At 67.5% G+C, this 21,059-nt stretch carries 10 protein-coding genes; all 10 read right to left on the bottom strand.

The genetic code is table 11. The features are described from left to right. Positions 1–84: 84 nt before the first annotated feature. A complete protein-coding gene (locus VIR62_RS11900) occupies positions 85–1,260 on the bottom strand; it encodes an acetyl-CoA C-acetyltransferase (RefSeq protein WP_431871538.1) in 1,176 nt (391 codons plus the stop codon). Beyond that, positions 1,253–2,254 (bottom strand): DUF2891 domain-containing protein, encoded by a 1,002-nt coding sequence (locus VIR62_RS11895; RefSeq protein ID WP_431871536.1) that lies wholly within the window; start codon positions 2,252–2,254, stop codon positions 1,253–1,255. The genes VIR62_RS11900 and VIR62_RS11895 overlap by 8 nt, the downstream gene beginning before the upstream one ends. Continuing rightward, a complete protein-coding gene (locus VIR62_RS11890; protein ID WP_431871534.1) occupies positions 2,254–3,189 on the bottom strand; it encodes a DUF979 domain-containing protein in 936 nt (311 codons plus the stop codon). Before VIR62_RS11890 ends, VIR62_RS11895 begins: the two co-directional genes overlap by 1 nt. After that, a complete protein-coding gene (locus VIR62_RS11885; protein ID WP_431871532.1) occupies positions 3,186–3,863 on the bottom strand; it encodes a DUF969 domain-containing protein in 678 nt (225 codons plus the stop codon). The genes VIR62_RS11890 and VIR62_RS11885 overlap by 4 nt, the downstream gene beginning before the upstream one ends. Next, complete coding sequence (locus tag VIR62_RS11880) at positions 3,860–7,429, bottom strand: hydantoinase B/oxoprolinase family protein (RefSeq protein WP_431871530.1); 3,570 nt, start codon at positions 7,427–7,429, stop codon at positions 3,860–3,862. The genes VIR62_RS11885 and VIR62_RS11880 overlap by 4 nt, the downstream gene beginning before the upstream one ends. Next, positions 7,426–8,730 carry an amidohydrolase family protein gene (locus VIR62_RS11875; protein WP_431871528.1) on the bottom strand — a complete coding sequence of 435 codons (1,305 nt, stop codon included), beginning with the start codon at positions 8,728–8,730 and terminating at the stop codon, positions 7,426–7,428. The genes VIR62_RS11880 and VIR62_RS11875 overlap by 4 nt, the downstream gene beginning before the upstream one ends. A gap of 108 nt (positions 8,731–8,838) precedes the next feature. Beyond that, positions 8,839–13,035 carry a translocation/assembly module TamB domain-containing protein gene (locus tag VIR62_RS11870; protein WP_431871526.1) on the bottom strand — a complete coding sequence of 1,399 codons (4,197 nt, stop codon included), beginning with the start codon at positions 13,033–13,035 and terminating at the stop codon, positions 8,839–8,841. A gap of 17 nt (positions 13,036–13,052) precedes the next feature. After that, entirely contained in the window at positions 13,053–15,098 is a 2,046-nt protein-coding gene (locus VIR62_RS11865) for a BamA/TamA family outer membrane protein (protein WP_431871524.1), read from the bottom strand. Positions 15,099–15,219: 121 nt separating this feature from the next. Further along, positions 15,220–18,327: a CHAT domain-containing protein gene (locus tag VIR62_RS11860; protein WP_431871523.1), complete on the bottom strand. Its 3,108-nt coding sequence runs from the start codon at positions 18,325–18,327 to the stop codon at positions 15,220–15,222. Beyond that, a partial coding sequence (locus VIR62_RS11855) for a beta strand repeat-containing protein (protein ID WP_431871521.1) occupies positions 18,324–21,059 on the bottom strand: 2,736 nt, incomplete at its 5' end. The genes VIR62_RS11860 and VIR62_RS11855, both read right to left, overlap by 4 nt.

Genomic DNA, 21,059 nt, shown 5'->3' with positions numbered 1-21,059 from the left:
GTATCTGGATTAATACACTGCTTTCAAATACTTACTTTTGCCGTTCGATTCTGCCCCCGCCGTCCTTTCCCGATAGGGCCGTGCTCATAGCGCCTCGACGATAGTGACGTTGGCGATGCCGCCGCCTTCGCACATCGTCTGGAGACCCCAGCGCTTGCCGCGAGTGTGGAGACTATGGATTAAAGTCGCCATAAGCTTCGTCCCCGACGCGCCGAGCGGATGGCCGAGAGCGATGGCGCCGCCGTTGACGTTGAGCCTCTCCGGATCGGCGCCGATCTCGCCGAGCCAGGCGAGCGGGACCGGGGCAAAGGCTTCGTTGACCTCGTAAAGATCAATGTCGCCGATACGCATGCCGGCCCGTTCCAGCGCCCGACGGGTCGCCGGGATGGGCTCCTCCAGCATGATTACCGGGTCGCCGGCGGTGACCGTGAGATTGTGGACGCGGGCGAGCGGCGTCAGGCCGTGCGCTTTCAACGCCCTTTCGCTCACCACCAGCACACCGCTTGCGCCGTCGCAGACCTGGCTGGCATTGCCGGCGGTGATCGTTCCGCCCTCCTTCAACGTCTTGAGAGAACCCAACGCCTCCATCGACGCGTCGAAGCGGATGCCTTCGTCGGCGCCATGGAGCCGCTCCTTGCGATTCTCGCCGACGACGGCAACGGGCATGATCTCCCGGTCGAACGCGCCGTCCTCCGTCGCGCGCGCTGCCTTCCGGTGACTTTCCAGCGCGAAGCGGTCCAGCGCCTCGCGGCTGAAGCCATATTTTTCGGCCATCATCTCGGCGCCGGTAAACTGGCTGAATTCGGTGACGCCGTAGCGGCCGAGGATGCGCCGGGTCCAGGGACCGGTGCCGATGCCGGCCTGGGCGGGGAGGATGAAGGGGGTACCCATCGGCACTCGCGTCATGCTCTCGACGCCGGCCGCGATGACTACGTCCTGCGTGCCGCTCATCACCGCCTGGGCAGCGAAATGCAGCGCCTGCTGCGAAGAGCCGCATTGCCGGTCGATGGTAACGGCGGGAACGCTGTCGGGAAGCCTGGAGGCGAGCACCATGTTGCGGCCGACATGAAAGCTTTGCTCGCCGACCTGGCTGACACAGCCGACGATCACATCCTCGACCGCCTCCGGGTCAATGTCCGTGCGGTCGACCAGCGCGTTCAGCACCTGGGCGCCAAGATCGGCCGGGTGCCAGTCCTTGAGCGCACCGCCGCGGCGACCGCCGGCGGTCCTCAGGGCTTCGACGATATAGGCTTCAGACATTGGCGGCTCCCAGGGCGAGCAAAGCGAAGGTCGCGAGCCAATGCTCGCCCATATAGTCGCCGGCGACGTGCGGCAGGCTGGCGTCGAGATGCGTCTCCGCCGTGTCGTGGGCGAGCGTCGCCAGCTCGGGTGCCAGCGCGTCCGCAAGGCCGCGCCAGCACCAGGCGCGGGTGAGGTTGAAGCCGTCGAGGTGGGCGATCTTGCCGTCGGAACGATCCGACACAGTGGCCGGCGTGAACAGGCTCGGCGGTTCGCCGGCGGCGAGATCCGGCAGGAAGCGCCCGAACCAGTCGCGGAATTCGGCGCGCGGGAGAACGCGTTTCATGCACAGCGCCTCGACCAGAGCGGAGGAGAGGAAGTCATCTCCGCCCGGCTCCCAGCCGGGGCAGCCTCGGTCTCCGCCATAATAATCCGCGGCGCGAGCGCGGATAAGGGCCGCGAGGTCGTCGTCATTCTCCTCGGCCCATTCGAGCGCGAGGATAAGCGCAAACGCGGTGTTGAAATGGGTTCCGGTGCGGATGGGATAGGTGAGCTTGGGCAGGTAGAGGTGGAAGCGATCTGCGAAGTCGGCGGCAAGCGGCGCCAGCGCTTGGTGCCATTCCCTGTCTCCATGCCGCGCCGCCTCGCGATGCAGCGCCAGCAGCCAGGCCCAGCCATAGGGCCGCTCGAACCCACCGGAATAGGCGCGGAGCAGATAGGCGCGCTCGCCGGCCACCTTGCCCGGTGACAGCATCTCGTCCGCTAGCGCCTCGATGCGGCGGCAGACGGGCAGATCGGGACACAACCGCCGCACCGTCAGCAGCAGCCAATATCCGTGCACGCAGCTGTGCCAGTCGAAGCTGCCGAAGAAGATGGGATGGAGGGCGCGGGGGCCGAGCACATCCTCCGGCCCGTCCATCACATGGTCGAGCTTATGCGGATATTCGCGCGTGACATGGCCGAGCGCGATCTCGGCGAAGCGGGCGGCGGTTTCGGGGGTCAGAGCGTGGGTCATCAGAAGGCCAGGAAATAGATGAGGAGGAGGTTGACGAAGAACAGCGGGATGGCCGTGCCGACCTGCGCCTTCACCACGCCGTTCTGGTCCTTGAGGTCGAGGAGAACGGCGGGGACGATGTTGAAGTTGGCGGCCATCGGGGTCATCAAGGTCCCGCAAAAGCCCGCGAGCATGCCAATCGCGCAGACGATAGCGGGCTCGCCGCCATATTGATGGATGAGGATCGGAAGGCCGATCGCGGCCGTCATCACCGGGAAGGCGGCGAAGGCATTGCCCATGATCATGGTGAAAAGCGCCATACCGACCGCGAAGGTGGCGACGGCGGCGAACAGGTTGCCGTCGGGAATCACCTGGCCCGCGATGCCGCCCACGACCTCACCCACTCCAGCCATGGCGAAGACGGCGCCCAGGGCGGCCAGCATCTGCGGCAGCACCGCCGCCCACCCGACGGAGTCCATCAGCCGCCGCCCTTCCTGCAGGGGCGCGAGCGCTGGTGGTCTGAGCCAGATGAAGCAGACGGCGACGGCGATGAGCACGCCCAAGCCGAGGGAGATCAAGGTCACCTGGCCGGGATCGATGAGGCCGCTGTCCTTGAGGAAGAACGTGCCGAGCAGCGCGGTCGCGGGGATGACGAGAGCGGGGAGGAAGAGCTTGTTGCCGAGCGCCTTCGAATAGTCGATCCGCTCGCCATCGGTTGTGGTCGGCGGATCGCCGCGACCAAGGGCGTGGAAGCCGGCGAGGCCAACGAGGCACAGGACCAGGATGCCGTTGCCGAAATCGCCGAGGCTGTCGCCGGCGAAGAAGCTGACGGCGAGCAGGCCCCAGAAGGCGGCGTTGCCGAAACGCTTGCCGTTGGTGCGGTCCAACGCACTCAGCAGGGCGAAAGCCGCGAACATCGCCCCTGCCAGCGCGTAAAGCCAGTCGAGTGTGATCATTCGCTGCGCCTCCGCTTCAGCCGCCGGTCGAGCAGCAGCAGGCGCGTGCCGTGGATCAGGAAGGCGGCGATCGCCGTCGGGATCGCCCAGACGGAAAGTTCGAGCGGCTCCAAGATGATGCCATATTGTTCGAGAAAGCCCTTCATCAGCAGGATGGAGCCGATGGCAATGAAGATGTCCTCGCCGAAGAAGAGGCCGACATTGTCGGTGGCGGCGGAATAGGCCTTCACCTTCTCGCGCGTCGGCCCGTCGAGGTCGCCATGCTGCTGCTCGGCCGCCGCCTCGGCCATCGGCGCGACGATCGGGCGGACGGTCTGGGGGTGCCCCGCGACCGAGGTCAGGCCGAGCGCGGCCGTCACCTGGCGGAAGAGGAGATAGACGAGCAGCAGCCGCCCGGTTGTCGCGGTCTTGAGCTTGCCGATGAGGGCGCGAGCGCGTTGCTGGAGGCCATAGCGCTCGAGAAGGCCGATGACGGGAAGCAGTATCCAGACGATGCTGACATAGCGGTTCTCGTTGAACGCCTTGCCGAAGGCGGAGACGACGGCGACGAGATCGAGCCCGGCGGCGAGGCCGGTGGCAAAAGCGGCGACGGTGACGACCAGCAGCGGGTTGAGCCGAAGCAGGAAGCCGATGACGACGATAAGAATTCCGGAAAGGACGAGAAGGTCGTTCATGGGGCGCCGAAGCCTCCCCCGCCGGGCGTCTCGATCACGAACATATCGCCCGCCTCCATCTCGGCGGTGGCGGTGGCGGTGAGCTCCTCGACCGCACCGTCGCTTCGCACGACGCGATTGATTCCCGCCTTCGCCGCACCGCCACCCGCCAGTCCCGAGGGCGGGACGCGGCGGCGGTTGGAAAGGATGCCGGCCCGCATCGGCTCCAGGAAACGGATGTGGCGCTCGGCGCCGTCGCCGCCGCGATGCGCCCCCTCCCCGCCCGAACCGCGACGGATGGCGAAGCGTTCGAGCAAAACCGGAAATCGCGTCTCCAGTATTTCGGGATCGGTAAGCCGGCTGTTGGTCATGTGGGTCTGGACCGCGCTGGCGCCGTCGAAGTCCGGCCCGGCCCCAGCGCCGCCGGCGATCGTTTCGTAATATTGGTGGCGCTCGTTGCCGAAGGTGAAATTGTTCATCGTCCCCTGGCTCGGCGCCAGCGCGCCGCAGGCGGCGAAGAGCGTGTCGGTGATGACCTGGCTGGTCTCGACATTACCCGCCACGACCGCCGCGGGATAATGCGGATTGAGCATCGAGCCTTCCGGCACCTTGAGGGTGATCGGGCGGAGGCACCCGTCGTTCATCGGAATAATATCGTCGACCAGGGTGCGGAACACGTAGAGCGTCGCCGCGCGGCAGATTGAATAGGGCGCGTTGAAATTGTTGGGCTGCTGGTCACTGGTGCCGGTGAAGTCGATGACGGCGGAGCGGGCGGCGCGATCGACCGATACGGAGACCTTCACGACGGCGCCATTGTCCATCTCATAGGAGAAATCGCCGTCTTTCAGGCCATCGATCAGGCGCCGCACCGCCTCTTCGGCATTGGCCATGACGTGGCTCATATAGGCGTCGATCACGCCCCGCCCATATTCGGCGGCGACGCGGCGGAGCTCGGCGGCTCCGCGCGCGCAGGCGGCGACCTGGGCCTTCAGGTCCGAGATGTTGCGATCGGGCTTGCGCGCCGGCCATTCGCCCGAAGCGAGGAGCGCGCGCGTCTCGGCCTCCCGGAAATGGCCGGCGTCGACGAGAAGCTGATTGTCGATCAGCACCCCTTCCTCGTGCACTGTCTGACTGTCCGGCGGCATCGATCCGGGAGCGATGCCGCCGATGTCGGCATGATGGCCGCGCGCGGCGACATACCAGGCGGGATTGTCATCCTCGTCTACGAATACCGGCATGATGACCGTGATGTCGGGCAAGTGCGTCCCGCCCCGATAGGGGGCGTTCAGGACGTAAACGTCGCCCGGCTTCATGCCACGTCCGTCTCGTGCATCGCCGCGCGCCTCGATGATGGTGCGGATGCTGTCGCCCATCGAACCCAGATGAACAGGGATATGGGGCGCGTTGGCGATGAGGGCGCCCTCGCGGTCGAAGACGGCGCAGGAGAAATCGAGCCGTTCCTTGATGTTGACCGACGAGGCCGTGTTCTGGAGCGCGACGCCCATCTCCTCGGCGATCGCCATGAAGAGATTGTTGAAAATCTCGAGCATGACCGGGTCGACATCGGTGCCGATCGCCGTCGCGGTCTCGCGCGCTTCGGCGCGGGTGAGGATGAGATTGCCGTGTGCGTCCACCTCCGCCTGCCAGCCGGGCTCGACCACGGTGGTGGAAGAGGGATCGATGATGATGGCGGGGCCGGGAATGAGGCTGTCCGGACCGAGAACGGATCGGTCGTAGAGGTTCCCCGGCGAAGGCCGGGGTCCAGCTGAGGCGCTGGTCTGGACCCCGGCCTTCGCCGGGGAACTCGAATCCACCGTCTTGCCAACCGCCTCCGCAATGGCCGTTTCGATGACCAACGGCGTCTCTTCGGCGACGAAGCCGAAGCGCGCGCGGTGGAGAGTTTCGAACTCCGCTCGCATGCGCTGGGGTTCTGAGACCTCCACCTCAAGCGTGCTGTCGCTGCCGTCATAGCGGAGCGCGGCGCGGCGCTGGATTTCGATGGCCTCGGCGGAGACCCCTTGGCCGAGGAGCGCGGCGCTCCCGTCTTCGGCCAACTCGTCGAGCAGAGAGGTTAGCCCTGTCGCTTCCTCCAGCCGACGGCCAAAGGTCCGTTGCCTCAGTTCCGTCATGTCGGCGCGGCCCATGCCGTAGGCGGAAAGGACACCGGCGAGGGGGTGGATCATCACGCGCGTCATGCCGAGCGCGTCGGCGACGAGGCAGGCATGCTGACCGCCGGCGCCGCCGAAGCAGGCGAGGGTGTAGCGGGTGACGTCGTGGCCGCGGGCGATCGAGATCTGCTTGATGGCGCTCCCCATGTTGTCGACGGCGATGCGGACGAAGCCCTCGGCGATCTCCTGCGGCGCGAGGCGGTTGCCGGTTGTGGCTTCGACCTCACCCGCTAGCGCCTCGAACCTGCTCGCGACAATCTCTGCATCGATCGGCTCATCGCCGGCGGGACCGAAGACGGTCGGGAAATGCTCCGGCCTTATCTTGCCGAGCATGACGTTACAGTCGGTGATGGTGAGCGGGCCACTGCGCCGGTAGCAGGCAGGGCCGGGCACCGCGCCCGCCGAATCCGGGCCGACGCGAAAGCGGGCGCCGTCGAATTCGCAGATCGATCCGCCCCCCGCAGCAACGGTGTGAATCTCCAGCATCGGGGCGCGGACACGCACGCCGGCGACCATTTTCTCGGTGCTTCGCTCATAGACGCCGGCGAAGTGGGAGACGTCGGTCGAGGTGCCGCCCATGTCGAAGCCGATGATCCTGTCGAAGCCGGCTTCGGCCGCCGTCCGAGCCATGCCGACGATACCGCCGGCCGGGCCGGAGAGGATCGCGTCCTTGCCCTGGAAGGAGGCCGCGTCGGTAAGGCCACCGTTCGACTGCATGAAGAAGAGGCGCGTGCCCTCTCCGAGCGCCCCCACGACGCTGTCAACGTAGTGGCGCAGCACCGGCGAGAGATAGGCGTCGACCACGCTGGTATCGCCGCGTCCGACCAGCTTGATCAGCGGGCCGACACGGTGACTGGCGGAAATCTGGATGAAGCCGATCTCCTTCGCCATCTCGGCCAGTGCCGCCTCATGCACCGTCCAGCGCCAGCCGTGCATCAGCACGATGGCGATGGCGCGGTAGCCCTGATCGAACGCACTTTGCAGGTCGCCGCGCGCGTTCTCCGTGTCCAAAGGCCGAAGCACTTCGCCGGCCACCGTCACCCGTTCGTCCACCTCGACAACATGGCCGTAGAGCGGCTCGGGAAGGACGATATTGCGGGCGAAGATGTGCGGGCGGGATTGGTAGCCGATCCTCAGCGCGTCGCCGAAGCCGCGTGTTATCGCGAGCACCACCGGCTCGCCCTTGCGTTCCAGCAGAGCGTTGGTGGCGACGGTCGTCCCCATCTTCACCGCGCGGATCGGCGCCTCTCCATGCTCGGCCATCAGCGCGCGGATGCCAGCGACGGCGGCATCGCCATATTGCTCCGGATTGTCCGATAGCAGCTTCTTCGTGACGAGCGCGCCGTCGGGCCGGCGGGCGACGACATCGGTGAAGGTGCCGCCGCGGTCGATCCAATATTCCCAGTCGCCTGTGCTCAACGCGCGTCCTTGTGAACCTCGCCATCCTTCATGACGAAACCGACCTGCTTCAGAACCGTCACGTCCTCAAGCGGATTTCCGGAGACCGCGATGATGTCGGCCGCCTTGCCGGGTTCCAGGGTGCCGATTTCTTTGGCGAGACCGAGAAGGTCGGCGGCATTGACCGTGGCGGCCTTGATGGCGGCCTGAGGAGTCATGCCATGCTTCACCATCAATTCGAACTCGTCGGCGTTGCGGCCGTGCTTGGAGACGCCGGCATCGGTGCCGAACGCGATCTTGACGCCCGCCGGCACCGCCTTTTGCAGCGACTTGCCGGTAATGCCGATGCGCCAGTCGATCTTCTTCCTGACCTCGGGCGGATAGGCATTCGGGTTGGCGGCGATACGCTCCAGATAGCCGTTCACCGTGGACAGTGTCGGGACATAATAAGCGCCGGTCTTCTTGAAGAGCGCGATCCCCTCTTCGTCGAGCAGAGTGCCGTGCTCGATCGAATCCGCCCCCGCCCGAAGCGCCAGCACGATGCCGTCGGCGCCGTGGGCATGGACTGCGACCTTCTTGCCATAGAGATGGGCCGTATCGACGATCGCCTTTGCCTCGTCCTCGAACATCTGCGCGCCGAGGCCGGCGCCGATGCGACTGTTGACGCCGCCGGTCGTGGCGATCTTGATGACGTCGGCGCCGCGCCCGATCTGCCGGCGCACCGCCTTGCGGCAATCGTCGGCGCCGTCGCACAGATTGTCGTGGGGAATGGCCTCGTGCAGTTCCTCACGAATGCCGAGGCGGGAATCCATGTGGCCCGACGTGGTCGAGATCGAGGAGGCCGCGTCGACGATGCGCGGCCCGGTGGCCCATCCGCGGGCGATGGCGTCGCGAAGCGCCAGCGTCGCGCCTTCGTCGCCGAGGTTGCGGACGGTCGTGAAGCCCGCTTGCAGCGTTTTTTGGGCGTTCCACAGCGTTTCATAGGCCGCCATCTGCTCGCTCTCGGTGAAGCTCGCGATCAGCCCCTCCTGCCCGGCGCGGTCCGAAGAGAGGTGGACGTGGCTGTCGATGAGGCCTGGAAGAACGAACCTGTCCGACAGGTCGATCAAGGTGGCGCCGGGGGGCGGTTGGGAGAAGCCGTCCTGGACCGAGACGATGCGGCCGTCGCGAACGACGAGGGTCGCGTTGCCGCGGGGTTCCTCACCCGGCCGGTCGAGCAGGGCGCCGGCGTGGATGAAGACCTCGCTTCCCGACGCGGGCGCCTGGGCTGGCGCAGCGGTGGCGAGGGCGGCGGACAACAAAGCGGTGAGGGCAAAGCGCATCGGCAACTCCGGCTGGCAAGAAGGCCGCACTAAAGACCAATCGACGGCCGGATGCTAGATTGCGGTTACTACCTAGTGCGGCGCCACGAATGCCCGACGGCCGGCGCGTCAATATTCCTTGCGATATCGGATGCTGGCCGCGGTTCCGGCGAACGACCCGGCCTGCGACAGCAGGCTGAGGCTCCGCGACAGGGCGATCTCGAGTTGCGTCGCGGTGAAGCCACGCGCGTCGGTGATGACCTCCAGATAGATGTCGTCTCCCAGGTAGAAGCCCGCCGACAGCGCCGTGCCCCGTCCGGTCGCTTCGTCGGCGCCGAGGATGCGAAGGCGGCTGAGGCCGGTCGCGGAGCGGAGCTTGCCGAGCGGGTTGAGCCCGCCTCCGCCGCCACGCAGCGAGTTGAGCGACGCGGCAAGCTGGACCGCTTCGAGCGCCGACAGTTCCGTCACCGAGCCGCCGAACAGCAGCCGCGCCATGATCTCGTCCTGCGGTAGGGCGGGCGAGGAGCTGAAGGCGATTTGCGGATCGGTCGAGCGCCCGCTGACATTGATGGTGACGGTGATGTCCTCGACATCGCCGGTGGCGGTGATGGCGACGCGTGGGTCGATCGGGTCGCTGCCGGTGAAGGTGATGTCGCCGTTGGTGAGCTCGAAACGGGTGCCGGCGAAGCTGTAGGTGCCGCGGATGACCTCGGCCGTGCCGGTCACGATCGGGCTGGTCGAGGTGCCGCCGACGCGAAGGTCGGTCGACCATTCGGACTCCAGCCCCATGCCGGATACGAACACCTCGTTATTGGCGCGGATGCGAAGGTCGAGGTTCCAGATGCTGGGGGCCGAAGCCCGCCGGTTGACCTCCTCGGGCCGGGGCAGCGGCTCGCCTTTACGTCGCACGCCCTCCAGCTCGGCGATCTGGGCGGCGCCCTGGCGAATGATCTGGTAGCGCACTTCGGGCAGCTGCAGGTCACCGCTGATGAGGGCCGGCTGGCCGGGACCGTTGGTGATCGCCACCTCGCCGGTGACGGTGGCACCGATGGAATCGCTCCGCGCCAGCTGGGCGCGATCGAAGACGAGGCGCACGTCGATCGGGAAGCCGGCGGCGGCCGAGAGATCGACGCTGCCCCGGCCCGTGACGGTGCCGCGCCCCGCCCGGCCACTGAGCTGGCCGATCTCGAACCGAGAGTCGGTAAAGCGGCCGTGCAGCGCCATTTGGGTGATGCGCGTGCCGTAAGTCTCGTCGACGAAGGTCAGGTTGTTCGCGTGGACGACGCCGTTGAATCGCGGATGGTCGACCCGGCCGCTGAAGTCGGCGGCGATGCCGATCGGCCCGGATAGCTGCTGGTCGGCGATGCCGGTCAGGGACCAGAGCACGTCGGCCGGGCCGTTGTACCGGACGCCGCCCGACAACGGCGAGGCGAGGAGTCGGGTCGTCCAGCTTCCCGCGCCCGGTGATAGCGGCTGGAGCCGGGCCTGGGCGCGGCCGATGATGGCGCCGTTGCGGCGGATGACCGCGCCGGCCGAGCCGCCCGCCGGCCGGAGCTGGCCGGCGAAGGCGATATCGACGGGCTCGGACAGCGTGGCGACGCCGGTGCGGGTAAAATCCTCGACCCTGAGGCGCGCGTCGGCACGCGGGAAGGAAGCACCCGAAGGCTGGGCGAAGTCGAGGCTGCCCGTCGCCCTGCCGCCAAGCCCGAGTCCAGGCACGAAGGCGTTGATGAGCGAGAGATCGAGATCGTTCATCCGTGTCTGGATGACCATAACGTCGCCGAACTGGCCGGCGAGTCGGATCGACCCTTGCGGGAAAACCACCGTTGTCGGGGCCAGCCGCCAATCGTTGCCGATCTTCCTCAAATCCGCCGGTTGGGCGAAGCGGAAGTCGACGCGGTTGATCGTCCCCTGGGCGGCGGCGCGTATATGATCCGGTGCCAGCGCGACATTGGCGGCCACCCGGAAGGGCACCCCCGTCCGTCCATGAGCGACAATCTGGGCCTGCCCTCGGCCGCCGCGATAATTGATCTTCGCCCGCGCCTGCTCGATCGCCATCTCGCCGCGACGGACGCCAGCCAGCTGCACGTCGCCGACGATCGAGGGCGCGTTCGGATAGAGGATGGCGGTCGCCTCTATAATCCCGCGCTGGACAAGGATCGGCGGCTCGCTGGGGATTTGCGCTCCGTTGGCGCGGGCCGATATATCGGCGCGCTGATACTGGCCGGCGGCGGCGAGGCGCACGGTGCCGTCGAGGCCTGAACCGCTGAGCGTCAGCGTTCCGGCGAAGGGCCCGGCGCTCGTCTGAACGACGCGACCAGTGAGCGTGATGCCGGCGATGGTGACGCGGTGGATCTCGATGGTGAGCGGCCCGGCGCGCGAGAGGATGGTGATGTCGGCGGTAAATGGACCGTAGTCGGAATCGCCGCTGGCGGTGATCCGATAGCCTTGCGCGGTCGAGCGCACATCGGCCTCGACATTGGCGAGACCGATGCCAAAGCCGGGACTCCTGGCGCGAAGGCGAATGTTGGGCTGACTGACGGTGCCGCTGATCTCGACGGCGAGAGGGCCATAAGCGGTGGACATGCCGGCGAGACGGAAATCGATCGCGCCGCCGGGGCGATAGACGCCGCTGCCGGAGGTGATGCGCAGACCCGGCGAGGACAGGCGAATGTCGCTGATCCTGACCACGCCTTCCTCGTTCATGTCGATCGCGGCGGTGACGATCGCCTGGCCGCCGAGGAAATCGCGGGCCGAGGCGTTGTCGATGCGGCGGGTGCGGATGGCGACACGGCCGGTAATGCCGAAGCCCTCGCCCCGGCTTACGACATTAAGATCGCTGTCGATGTCGAGAAGGCCGATTCCCGCGATCAGATAATTGTTCACCCGGCCCTGCAACCCGGCGCGATATTCGCCCTTCGCCAGATCGGCGACGATGATGGCGGTGGCGTTGATCCGGTCGGAACGGATGCGCAGATCGTCGGACAGGATGCGCGAGCCGGCGATGTTGAGCGTGCCGTCCACCCGCACGTTGGTCAGCAGCCCGCCGACCGCTTCGTTGAGGCCGGTGATCCGCTGGATGATGGCGGAGACCGGAATGGTGATCCGGTCCGCATCCACGCGCGCCCGGCCCCTGGCGCGAAGGCCCTGCACCACCGTCTCGTTAAAGCCGAGCGCGGCGGCGCGAAGGTCGTAGGCGACAACCGGGGTGGCGAAGGGGCCATTCAGCACCATGGCCAGCTGCACGTCGCGCCCGTTGAGATTGGGCGCGATGGCGCCTGGCTGCAGCAGCCGAGCGGCAACGCGCAGCCCGCCGAAGCGGCTCTCGCCGAGATCGATCAGACCTTCGGCGGCAACGGCAAGAGCGGAAGAGCGGAGCCTGAGGCGCGTGTCGGCGCGGCGCTCCGCCAGCGTTGTGACGAGATCGACCTGGACCAGCGGTGCCAGCAGCCGCTGCACCGGCCCTTCCTCGAACATCAGCCCCGGCCGGATCGGACCGTCGATGGTGAAGGTGCCGTCGCGCCCGATGATGGATAGATTGGCCAGCGCCTGGCCGCCCAGCGAAGCCTGCGCCCGTCCCTTCCAGTCCGCCCAGCTTCCCCGCCCGCTGATGGCGGCGGCGAGCGGCTGATCGAGACCGGCCAGGCCGGCGACGAAGCCGTTTCCCGGCGCCTGCAACCGCGCCTCTATATCGAAGCGGTTCTGCTCGGGCACCGCGTCGAGGCGGAGGGCCAGCCGGTCGCCACCCGCAATCCCTCGCGCGGTGAGAGCCCGCGCATTGGCGGTTACCTGGGCGCGGCCGTCGGCGATCTTCGCCTGCCCGCCAAGGGTGAGTAGATGGCGTTGTCCCGTCACCGCCGGATCGACGAGCAGCCTTCCGACCTGAAGCCGCCCGACGTCGATATCGATATCGGGAAGGAGCGGCGCCTCGGGATCGCCGGCCCTCAGCTCCGGCAGCCGCATCAGCCGCGCGCGGGGGACGACCAGCGATTCGATATCGATGTGGTTGCGGAAATAGGCGAAGGGCCGCCAGTCTACTTCGGCCACCGGCGCCACGAAGAAGGTGCCGCGCGGGTCCTTCAGCGTCAGATCGTGGATCGTGAGCTTGCCGTAGACCGAGCCTTCGATCCGGCCGATATCGATGTCGAGCCCCGAGGCCATTTCGAGATTGTTGATCTGGCGGACGACATAGCGGCGGCCCGGATCGGTGTTGATACCGACGAAGGCGAGGGCGACGAGAAGGAGCAAGGCCGCGACGGCGATGCCGGCCCATTTGGCGGCCGTGCGCCAGCGGGAGCGGCGGGCGGGCGCCTCTTCGGCGGCCATGTCCGCCTCTTCCGCCATCAAAAGGCCTGTCCGATCGAGACGTAGAGGGAGATGCGCGATTCGCCGGGCTGGCGATCGATCGGCGTTGCGATGTCGACCCGGAGCGGTCCGAAATTGGTGTAGAGCCGCCCGCCGATGCCGACGCCGAAGCGCAGGTCCGATAGACGCGGGAATTGGCTCTCATAGACCTGCCCCGCGTCAATGAAGGCGACCGCGCCGTAATTGCCGAAGCGGTAGCGACCCTCGAGCGCGAACTCGGTCAGGCTGCGGCCGCCGATCGGATTGTTCTCGGCATCTTTCGGACCCAGCTCCTGATAACCGAAACCGCGCACCGATCCGCCGCCGCCCGCATAGAAGCGCCGCGACGGAGCGAGATCAGCTCGGTCGATGCCATAGATCGAGCCGAAGCGGGCCCGGCCGGCGATCACCAGATCCTCGCTCACCGGATAATAGGCGCTGCCTTCGATGAGGTTGCGAATATAGGGCGTGACGCCCACCCGCAACGAGGCTTCGGGGTTCACGCGACCGAGCAGGCGGAATCCGCTGGTGGGATTCAAAAGGTCGTCGCTGGTGTCGTAGCCAAGCTGGCCGACCAGACCGCCGATGAAATAAGTGTCGCTCGGCTGGTCGAAATCGCGGCGGCGGAAGCGGGTTTCGTTGGTCGCGATCAGTTCGGCGCCATAGGCCCAGGTCCAGCGCTTCTGCCAGATCGGCGTCGATTCCCGCGCGATGCGGCCGGAAAGCAGCGCGGTATAGCCCTCGAAGGCGGGATAGTCGCGCCGCCCCGCTTCCAGGGTCAGAAGGACGGTGCGATCGCGCTTGCCGGCATTGGAGCGGCGGAAGGTAGCGCCGATCGACTGTTCCTTGGTGCCGAGTACGCCGGCGAGACGCAGCGCGCCTTCGGGCGGAAACAGGTTGCGATGCTCCCATGCGCCCTCCAGGCGGAAGCCCTGGCCGGTGCTGAAGCCGGCGGTGGCCGTAAGCGATCGCGGCGGCCCCGCATCCTGACGGACGAGGATGTCGATATATTCCGTGCCGTCGGGCGCGGTCTCGCCGGTCAGGACCGGTTCGGCCGAGACGCTGCTGAACAAATTGGTCGCGACCATCGCCTCGCGCAGGTCGTCGACCATGCGGCTGTCATAAAGCTCGCCTCGCTCGAAGCGGGCGATGACTCCGACATGCTCGACATCGAAGGCGAGATCGCCTTCCGTCCGATAGCCGCCGAAGCGGGCGCGGGGACCAGGGTCGACCGGAAGCGTATAGTCGCCAAGCCCGGTCGCAGGATCGAGCAGAATGTCGCGCGGGCCGATGTCGACGAAGGGATAACCCTGCTCGGGCAGGCGAAGCATGAGGCTCGCCTCCGCGCCCTCGACCGTCGCGGCGACGATCGGATCGCCGCTCTTGAGCGGCAGTTCGGAACGCGGGAGATCGGGCGGCACCGTCGCCGGGCCCGTGACGTCGATCGCACCGAAATCGTAGCGCTGGCCCGGCGCGGCGGTGAGCACGACCCTGAGCTGCCCGGGCTGCTCCGGCACCTGTTCGACGACGGCGAGCGCCGTGCCGTCATAATAGCCTTCCGACCGGAGCAGGCGGATGGCGAGCGCTTCATCCTCTCGCGCCCGCGCCGCGATCATGGCGCCGTTCGCGGCTTCGCCGTCGGCTTCCTCCAGCGCGGAAAGGTCGCGAAACTCGTCCTCAAGACCGATCTCGTCCAGACCCTCGACAACGACGCTGTAGCGAACCGGCGCCGGTTCGGCGTCGTCGGTCTCGACGGTTGCCTCAGGAGTCCGGACATCGAAGGTGGAGAGCGGCGGCAGCGGCTCGGTCAGCGCGGGATCGGGGATCGAGGCATCGGGCACCGGCTCCGCCGGATCGCCCTCGGCCGCAGGCGGGCCCTCGAACGTCTCGATCGGCTCAAGCGGCTCGCCGAGCGCCGGGTCGAGCGCGGGAAGCTGCGCCTCGAACTGGTCGTCCGGAATGATCGGGCCGGCGGGCTCTACTTCCTCCTTGCCCTGTGCCTGCGCCAAGGCTGGAGCCGGGACGATAGCTGCCCCGCTCGCCATTATCGCAATGATCAGTCTTGCCCTGCCCAAGACGCTTTCGCCCCCGGTTTTCGAGGTGAAACGACCTTAGGCAAAAAAAGTGCCCGGCGCTAAGCCCTTAGCTATCTTTACCGCGCGCCCATTACTGCGCGACGGCCCGGGCCTCGGCCGTCTCGGCTGCACTTTCGGCCGCCGCGATCACGGGCGCGGCGCCGTCACCGATGATGGCGAAGCCGGACCAGTAATAAGGATGGGAGGTCGCCGCCTCGTCCATCAGCGCGGTCTGCGCAGCCCTGAGCGCGGTCGCCGTCGGCGTTCCGGGCGCGGCGGTGAACAGGCCCGAGATCAGCCGCTTGGTCGCGTCATAATCATCGGGCACCGGCCAGTGGCTGGCGATGACCGAGCGGCCGCCCGCGCCTACGAAGGCTCGCACCAGCCCGTCCAGCGCATAATCGCCGCCGGTGGTGACGCCCGCTTCCCGGGTCGTGGCGACAGTCGCTTTCCCGGCCGTGTCGCAGGCGGAGAGGATGACGAGATCGGCGTCGATCCTGAGGTCGTAGATTTCGCGGAAGGTGAGGAGACCGTCCGATTCGCCTTCGCCGAAGCTGGTCATCAGCGCCGGCCGCGCGGGGCAGTCGGGACGCGGCGCCGTCACTAGGCCGTGGGTCGCGAAATGCATGATGCGATATTGCGACAAATCCTCACGCCCCTTGATCGACGTGTCGGTGAAGGCTTCGCCGGTGACGATCGCCGTATCCTCGCCTCCGCCCAGTATCTGGCTAGCGGTGCGAAGCTCCTCCGACGAGATCGGCCGCCCCCATTCGGCGATTGACCAAGAGCAATCGGCGCCCCCATCCATCAATCCCCGGAACAGGCTTTCGGTGCGAGCGACGCCGGCCGGCGGCGCATTCTCACCGAAACCGATATAATCGTGCGCCGCGTCCGAACGCTCGACCTTGCGCACGTCGCGGAAGGACCGGGCGGAGACGGCGGTGCTGACGTCGCGGCCGCGACCCAGCCACTTCACGTCGGTGAAATCGAAGCCGTCATTGTCTGGCCGAGCGGCCTTGGCGAGATAGGCATCGACCCCGGCACGCTCGGTCACGAGCAGATTGGCCGGCAGCCGCAGCATCGCGCCGTCGGGTTCGACGATCAGATGCCTGACCCCCGCCAGCTCGGCACCGATCGGCTGGAACAGCTCGCCATAGAGCTTGAAAGCCAGCTCCACGTCGAACGGGTAGGTGACGAGCCTGCTGTTCTCCACGATCGAGATGGTATTGCGAAGCGCGTCGACCTGGCGGTCGAGCTCGTCCGGGTCCACGCCCAGGCGGAACGCACGGGCGGAGGTGGGCGTAACGAAGATGGCGTACCCGTCATCGTCAACCATGACCATCTTGTAATAAGCCTCGCCCTCGCGAAGGACCTGCTGGAGGTCGGTGAGGCTCATCGCGCCCGCGGAGACGACGCGATAGCGGGGGAATTCGGCGAGCTTCGCCTGCGTCGCGACCTGGTCCTTCTCCATCTGGGCAAGCTGGGTCCGCAGCTCCGCCAGGCGGGCGGCGTCGGACGCGGTCGGTTCGGCCAGCGCCGAGAGCCGGGATATGTCGACCCGCGTACGTTCGATGTCCCGCGTCAGGGTGACAGACTGGCGGAACAGGCGCGAGGCGTCGTCGCTGCCGCCGCTGAGCTCGCGGGCGAGCACCGCCTGCGTCTGGGCGACACCGGGACGGACCAGCACCTGGCTCGCCTTGAACATGTCAGCGACCGCCTCGGGCCGCGACGCATCGTCGGCGAGCAGCGCGAAATAGGGCGCCAGCGTCCGGCGAAGGGTCGCCGAGCTGTTGCCGCTTTCGGCGTTGGCGTCGACGATCTGGCGATACAGCGCCAGCGCCGGCTCGGCCTGACCAGTTCGCGCATAGAAAGCGGCCAGACGGGCCTGCGTGTTGAGGAGCGCCGCCGAGCCCGGATAATAAGCAGCGATAAGCGCCACCGCTTCCGTGTGCCGCTGCTCTGCACCGGCGCGGTCGCCTCGTTGCTCGGCGATGTCGGCAAGGCCGCCGAGCAGCTGTCCCCGCATCCACACGGCGGAGGCCACCTGACCGCCGCGCACGGCCGTCAGCCGCGCGAGCGCCGAGTTCAGCGCGGCCTCGGCCTCGCCGGGCCTGCCCTGTCCGCGCAGGATGGCGCCGCGCAGTTGCTGCGCCTGGCTTTCCAGGATCTGGACCTTCTCCTCGGGCAGCAGGCCGGAGCCGGCGGCGCCCAATTGCCGAGCCATCGCCGATTCGGCGTTGAGGATTGCGGCGGTGTCGGCGTCGATCACGAGATTCTCGATCTCGGACCCGATCGCTCCCCCCGCCCATTCGGGGAGCGGACGGTCCAGCTCCGCGAGCGCTTCGTCCGGCCGCTGCTGGTTGAGCAGGTGCATGGCGCGATAGTTGCGCAGCATGCGGGCGACGGCCGGGTCGCCCGCGACCGCCGTATCGGCCTGGACGAACAGGCGATCCGCTTCGGTGTAATTGCCGAGGTTCGACTGCTGCAGGGCCTGGTTGACCAGCGCTTCCGTCCGGTTGCCGCCCTCGCCATTGTCGAGCAGCGTTCCGAAGAATTCCGCGGCCTCTGCATAGCTGCCGCTGTTGTTGCGGCGATAGGCTTCCGCCATCGCGCGATCGGCATCCAGCGTTCCCGCCTGGACGCGCGCGAAGGCGGCGGGGTCGCCGGCTTCGGTCGTGGCGATCGAGACTTCGCCATCGACCGGCTCATCGGCGACGATCGTGCGAAGGCCGAGGCGCAGCGCCGAATCGTAACCGGCCAGGCCCTCCGCCACATAGAGCGTATCGCCCGCGCGCCATTCATAGACCCGATAGCCGACGTCGAGCTCCTTCATCCGGCAGGTCGCGGCCTGAACCTGGCCGAGGCCGTCGATCGCCTCGCCGCCGGCCGGGCCGCATTCCGCCTTTTCCGCCCGCAGCGCCGCCAGCCGCGAGGCCGGGCTCTCGCCGCGGTTCTTTAGCGCGTAAAGATGACCCACGGGCACCGCGGCATCGCGGCAGACGACCGCATAGGCGCGGTCGAACATGTCCTTGAGGGCCGCGTCGGTGCTGCTGGTCTGGGCCGAGCAGAGGACGCCGCCGCCCGAACCGATGCGGAACGAGTCACGCAGGCTTATCGACTGCGCCGCGGCCGGCGTCGGGAGGGTCCAGGGAAGGAGAGCTAGCGCCGCCGCGAGGGAAGGCCTGATCCGATGCTTCATTGTTCATCCCCGTCTTCGTCTTCGTCTTCCTCATCGCCGCCACCGGTCCACAGCGAGCTGTCCCCGCCGCTCGCCACCGGCTCCTCGATCAGCTGGTCCGAGCCAAGCGCGCTGGTATCGACCAGACCGACGAAGCCGGCGCCGAAACCGTCACCCGGACCACCGTCGCCGTCGCCGTCGCTGGTGCCGGACGTGTCGGACGAGCCGGACGGTCCTTCGATCGGGCCCAGCACGACCTCCGATCCCGACACCGGCGGTGGAACGTCTTCGCCCGGCGGAGGAGGCGGGGGCGGTGGTGGAGGCGACGGCGGCGGCGGCGGAGGAGGAGGAGGAGGCGTACCCTCCAGAATGTTCACCGTATTGAACTCCGACTGCTCGCTGAAGCCGGTGGTGCCGCCGAAGAACTCGATCTCGTCGAAGAAGGCGTTCCCCGTGACGACGCTGCCGTCCGGATTTTCCCGACGGCCGAAAGCGATCACGCTCGGGGGCACTTCGGTGCTGGCGCCCGTCACGAACAGCCCGCCCGATCCGACGGTGATGCCGCCGAAGCTGGTGGGCGTGCCCGTATTCTGGACGAACAGCGTTCCGCCGGTCAGCAGACCGACGCCGCCGGCCTGGATGTAGCCGGCCGGATTGACCGGTCCATCATTGTCGAGCAACGCTTCGTCCCGACCCGCGAAATTCGGATCGGCGGCGAGTTGGCCCGCCAGTGACGAATCCGCGACCACGATATTGTTCGAGAACAGGGTCAGCTGGCCGGCGAGGTCGCCCTGGGCGTCACGCATGCTGATGCGACCCGTCGGCGTCAGGACTTCCAGCCGCTCGCCGGCGATGATCTGAAGGAGGTCCTCGGCGTCCGCGTTGGCAAAGTCGACGGCGCCTTCCACCCGCACCTGGCCGTTGGTCGTGACGCCGACGAAATCCAGTCCCCCGCCTCCGTCGATCATGAGGTCGCGGATGACAATATCGGCGACGGCGTTGCCGCTGTCGTCCAGCGCCAGGAACTGCACCGATTGTCCCTCAATCAGCGACGCTTCGTTCTGGGTCAGCAGATAATTCCCGCCGGGCGGCTGAAGGTCGCTGTCGCCGCCGATCACGATGGCGGGACCGTCCGACACGGCGCCCAGGGTGATCACGGAAATGCCGGGCGTGCCGAATATCGCACCCGGCAGGATGTCGATATCCCGGGATACGACGATAATGCTGGGCGCGGAGACTTCTCCCGTGAAGGTCGCCTTCCCGTCGCTCGCGAAAATGATGCCGTCGGTCGCTTCGACGTTGGCGACGCTGAGGCTCTGATCGCCGAATAGATTGACGAAACCGGCGCCGATCCCGCTGCGCGAACCAGCCGCCAGGACGCCGTCCGTGACGACGTTGAGCGAACCCGTCAGCGAGCCGTCGGGGCCCTGCAGGCCGAGCAGCGCGCCAGGCGTCAGCTCGACCCTTTCGCCTGCGAAGATGTTGAAGGCGTCGAGGTCGCCGGCATTCTGCATGCCGACCACGCCGGCGATCTGCACGAAGCCGGCCGCGTCGACCTGGAAGGTCCGGCCTGTTCCGCCACCACCGCCCGATCCGGCGAGCGAACCGTTCACCCGCAGGTCCTGAAGGATGATGTCGGGGCCCGCACCAGACCCCGACACGGGCGCACTCACGTTGATGAAGCCGGCGCCGAGCCGAAGGGCTTCGTCGGCATCGAGCACATAGCCCGGTCCGCTGCCGTCGCCGCCGATCGTGGCGGGCTGTCCGTTTGCCAGGATGTTGAGCGACAGGCTGCCGCCTTCTCCGCCCAGGCTCGCACCCTGGGCGATATCGATGTCGGAAGATTCGACGAAAACCGCCTGCCCGTTCACCGTTCCGGTGAAGCCGGCGGTGCCGGCCGCGGCCAGCGATATGAAGCCGGTGCTTGAGCCGATGCCGAGATTGCCGACGCTGAGATCGCCGTCGGACCGGATATCGACGCCGTTGGCGCCGTTGATCAGGCTGCCGGCGCCGGCATTGAAGGTGCCGTCGCTCTCGAGATCGACCAAGCCAGCCTGGATCGTGGATCCGCCAGCCGGCGCGCCCTGATGGGACACCGTGATGTTGCCGGGCGCGAACATCCGAAGCGTGCCAGCGACATCGATCCGGCCGGAGCCGACGCCCTGCACTTGCAGATTGCCCCCGCTGATCGTGAAATTGTCGCCGCCGATGACGCCGTTGTCCGCCCGAAGCGTGGTCGTGCCGCCGGAGACGGTGACGAGATTGACCGCGTCCAGGGTGCCGCCGTTCAGCGCCTCGACCGCGAGGGCGCCGTCGGTCGCGATCCCCAGCGTATTGGTTCCGGTAACGGTAAGGCTGCCGCCGTCCACGCGGACGAGCGACGGTGCGACAGGGATTGGCGTCGGCGGATCGCCCGCCAGATCCTGGCGCGGCACGTCTCCGTTCACCGCGAAGGCGACATCCTCGAAGGTCGCATCGCTGCCGACCACTTCCAGGTAGCTCTGCCCGAATTGGCTCTCGCCGGCGGTGGAGCCGGTGCCGCCAATGCCGGCCGAATGGCCGGTCAGCGTGCCGACCGTAACCGTAGCTGGATCGGTCGTCTCGAAACGGTTGGTGAGGAGCGCGCCGACATAGCCGCCCGCGCCTGCGCCGCCGGTCGATCCGCCGCCGCCGGCACCACCCGTGCCGTTCGCCGTGAGAAGCACGGTGGCGGCCGTGAACTCGCCGCCGCGCGCCAGAATACCGGCCTCGCC

The organism is Allosphingosinicella sp. (assembly GCF_036570505.1).
In the GTDB taxonomy this organism is placed as follows: domain Bacteria; phylum Pseudomonadota; class Alphaproteobacteria; order Sphingomonadales; family Sphingomonadaceae; genus Allosphingosinicella.
Note: the sequence above shows the minus strand (reverse complement) of the source record. Positions and strands in the feature narration are given on the sequence as shown.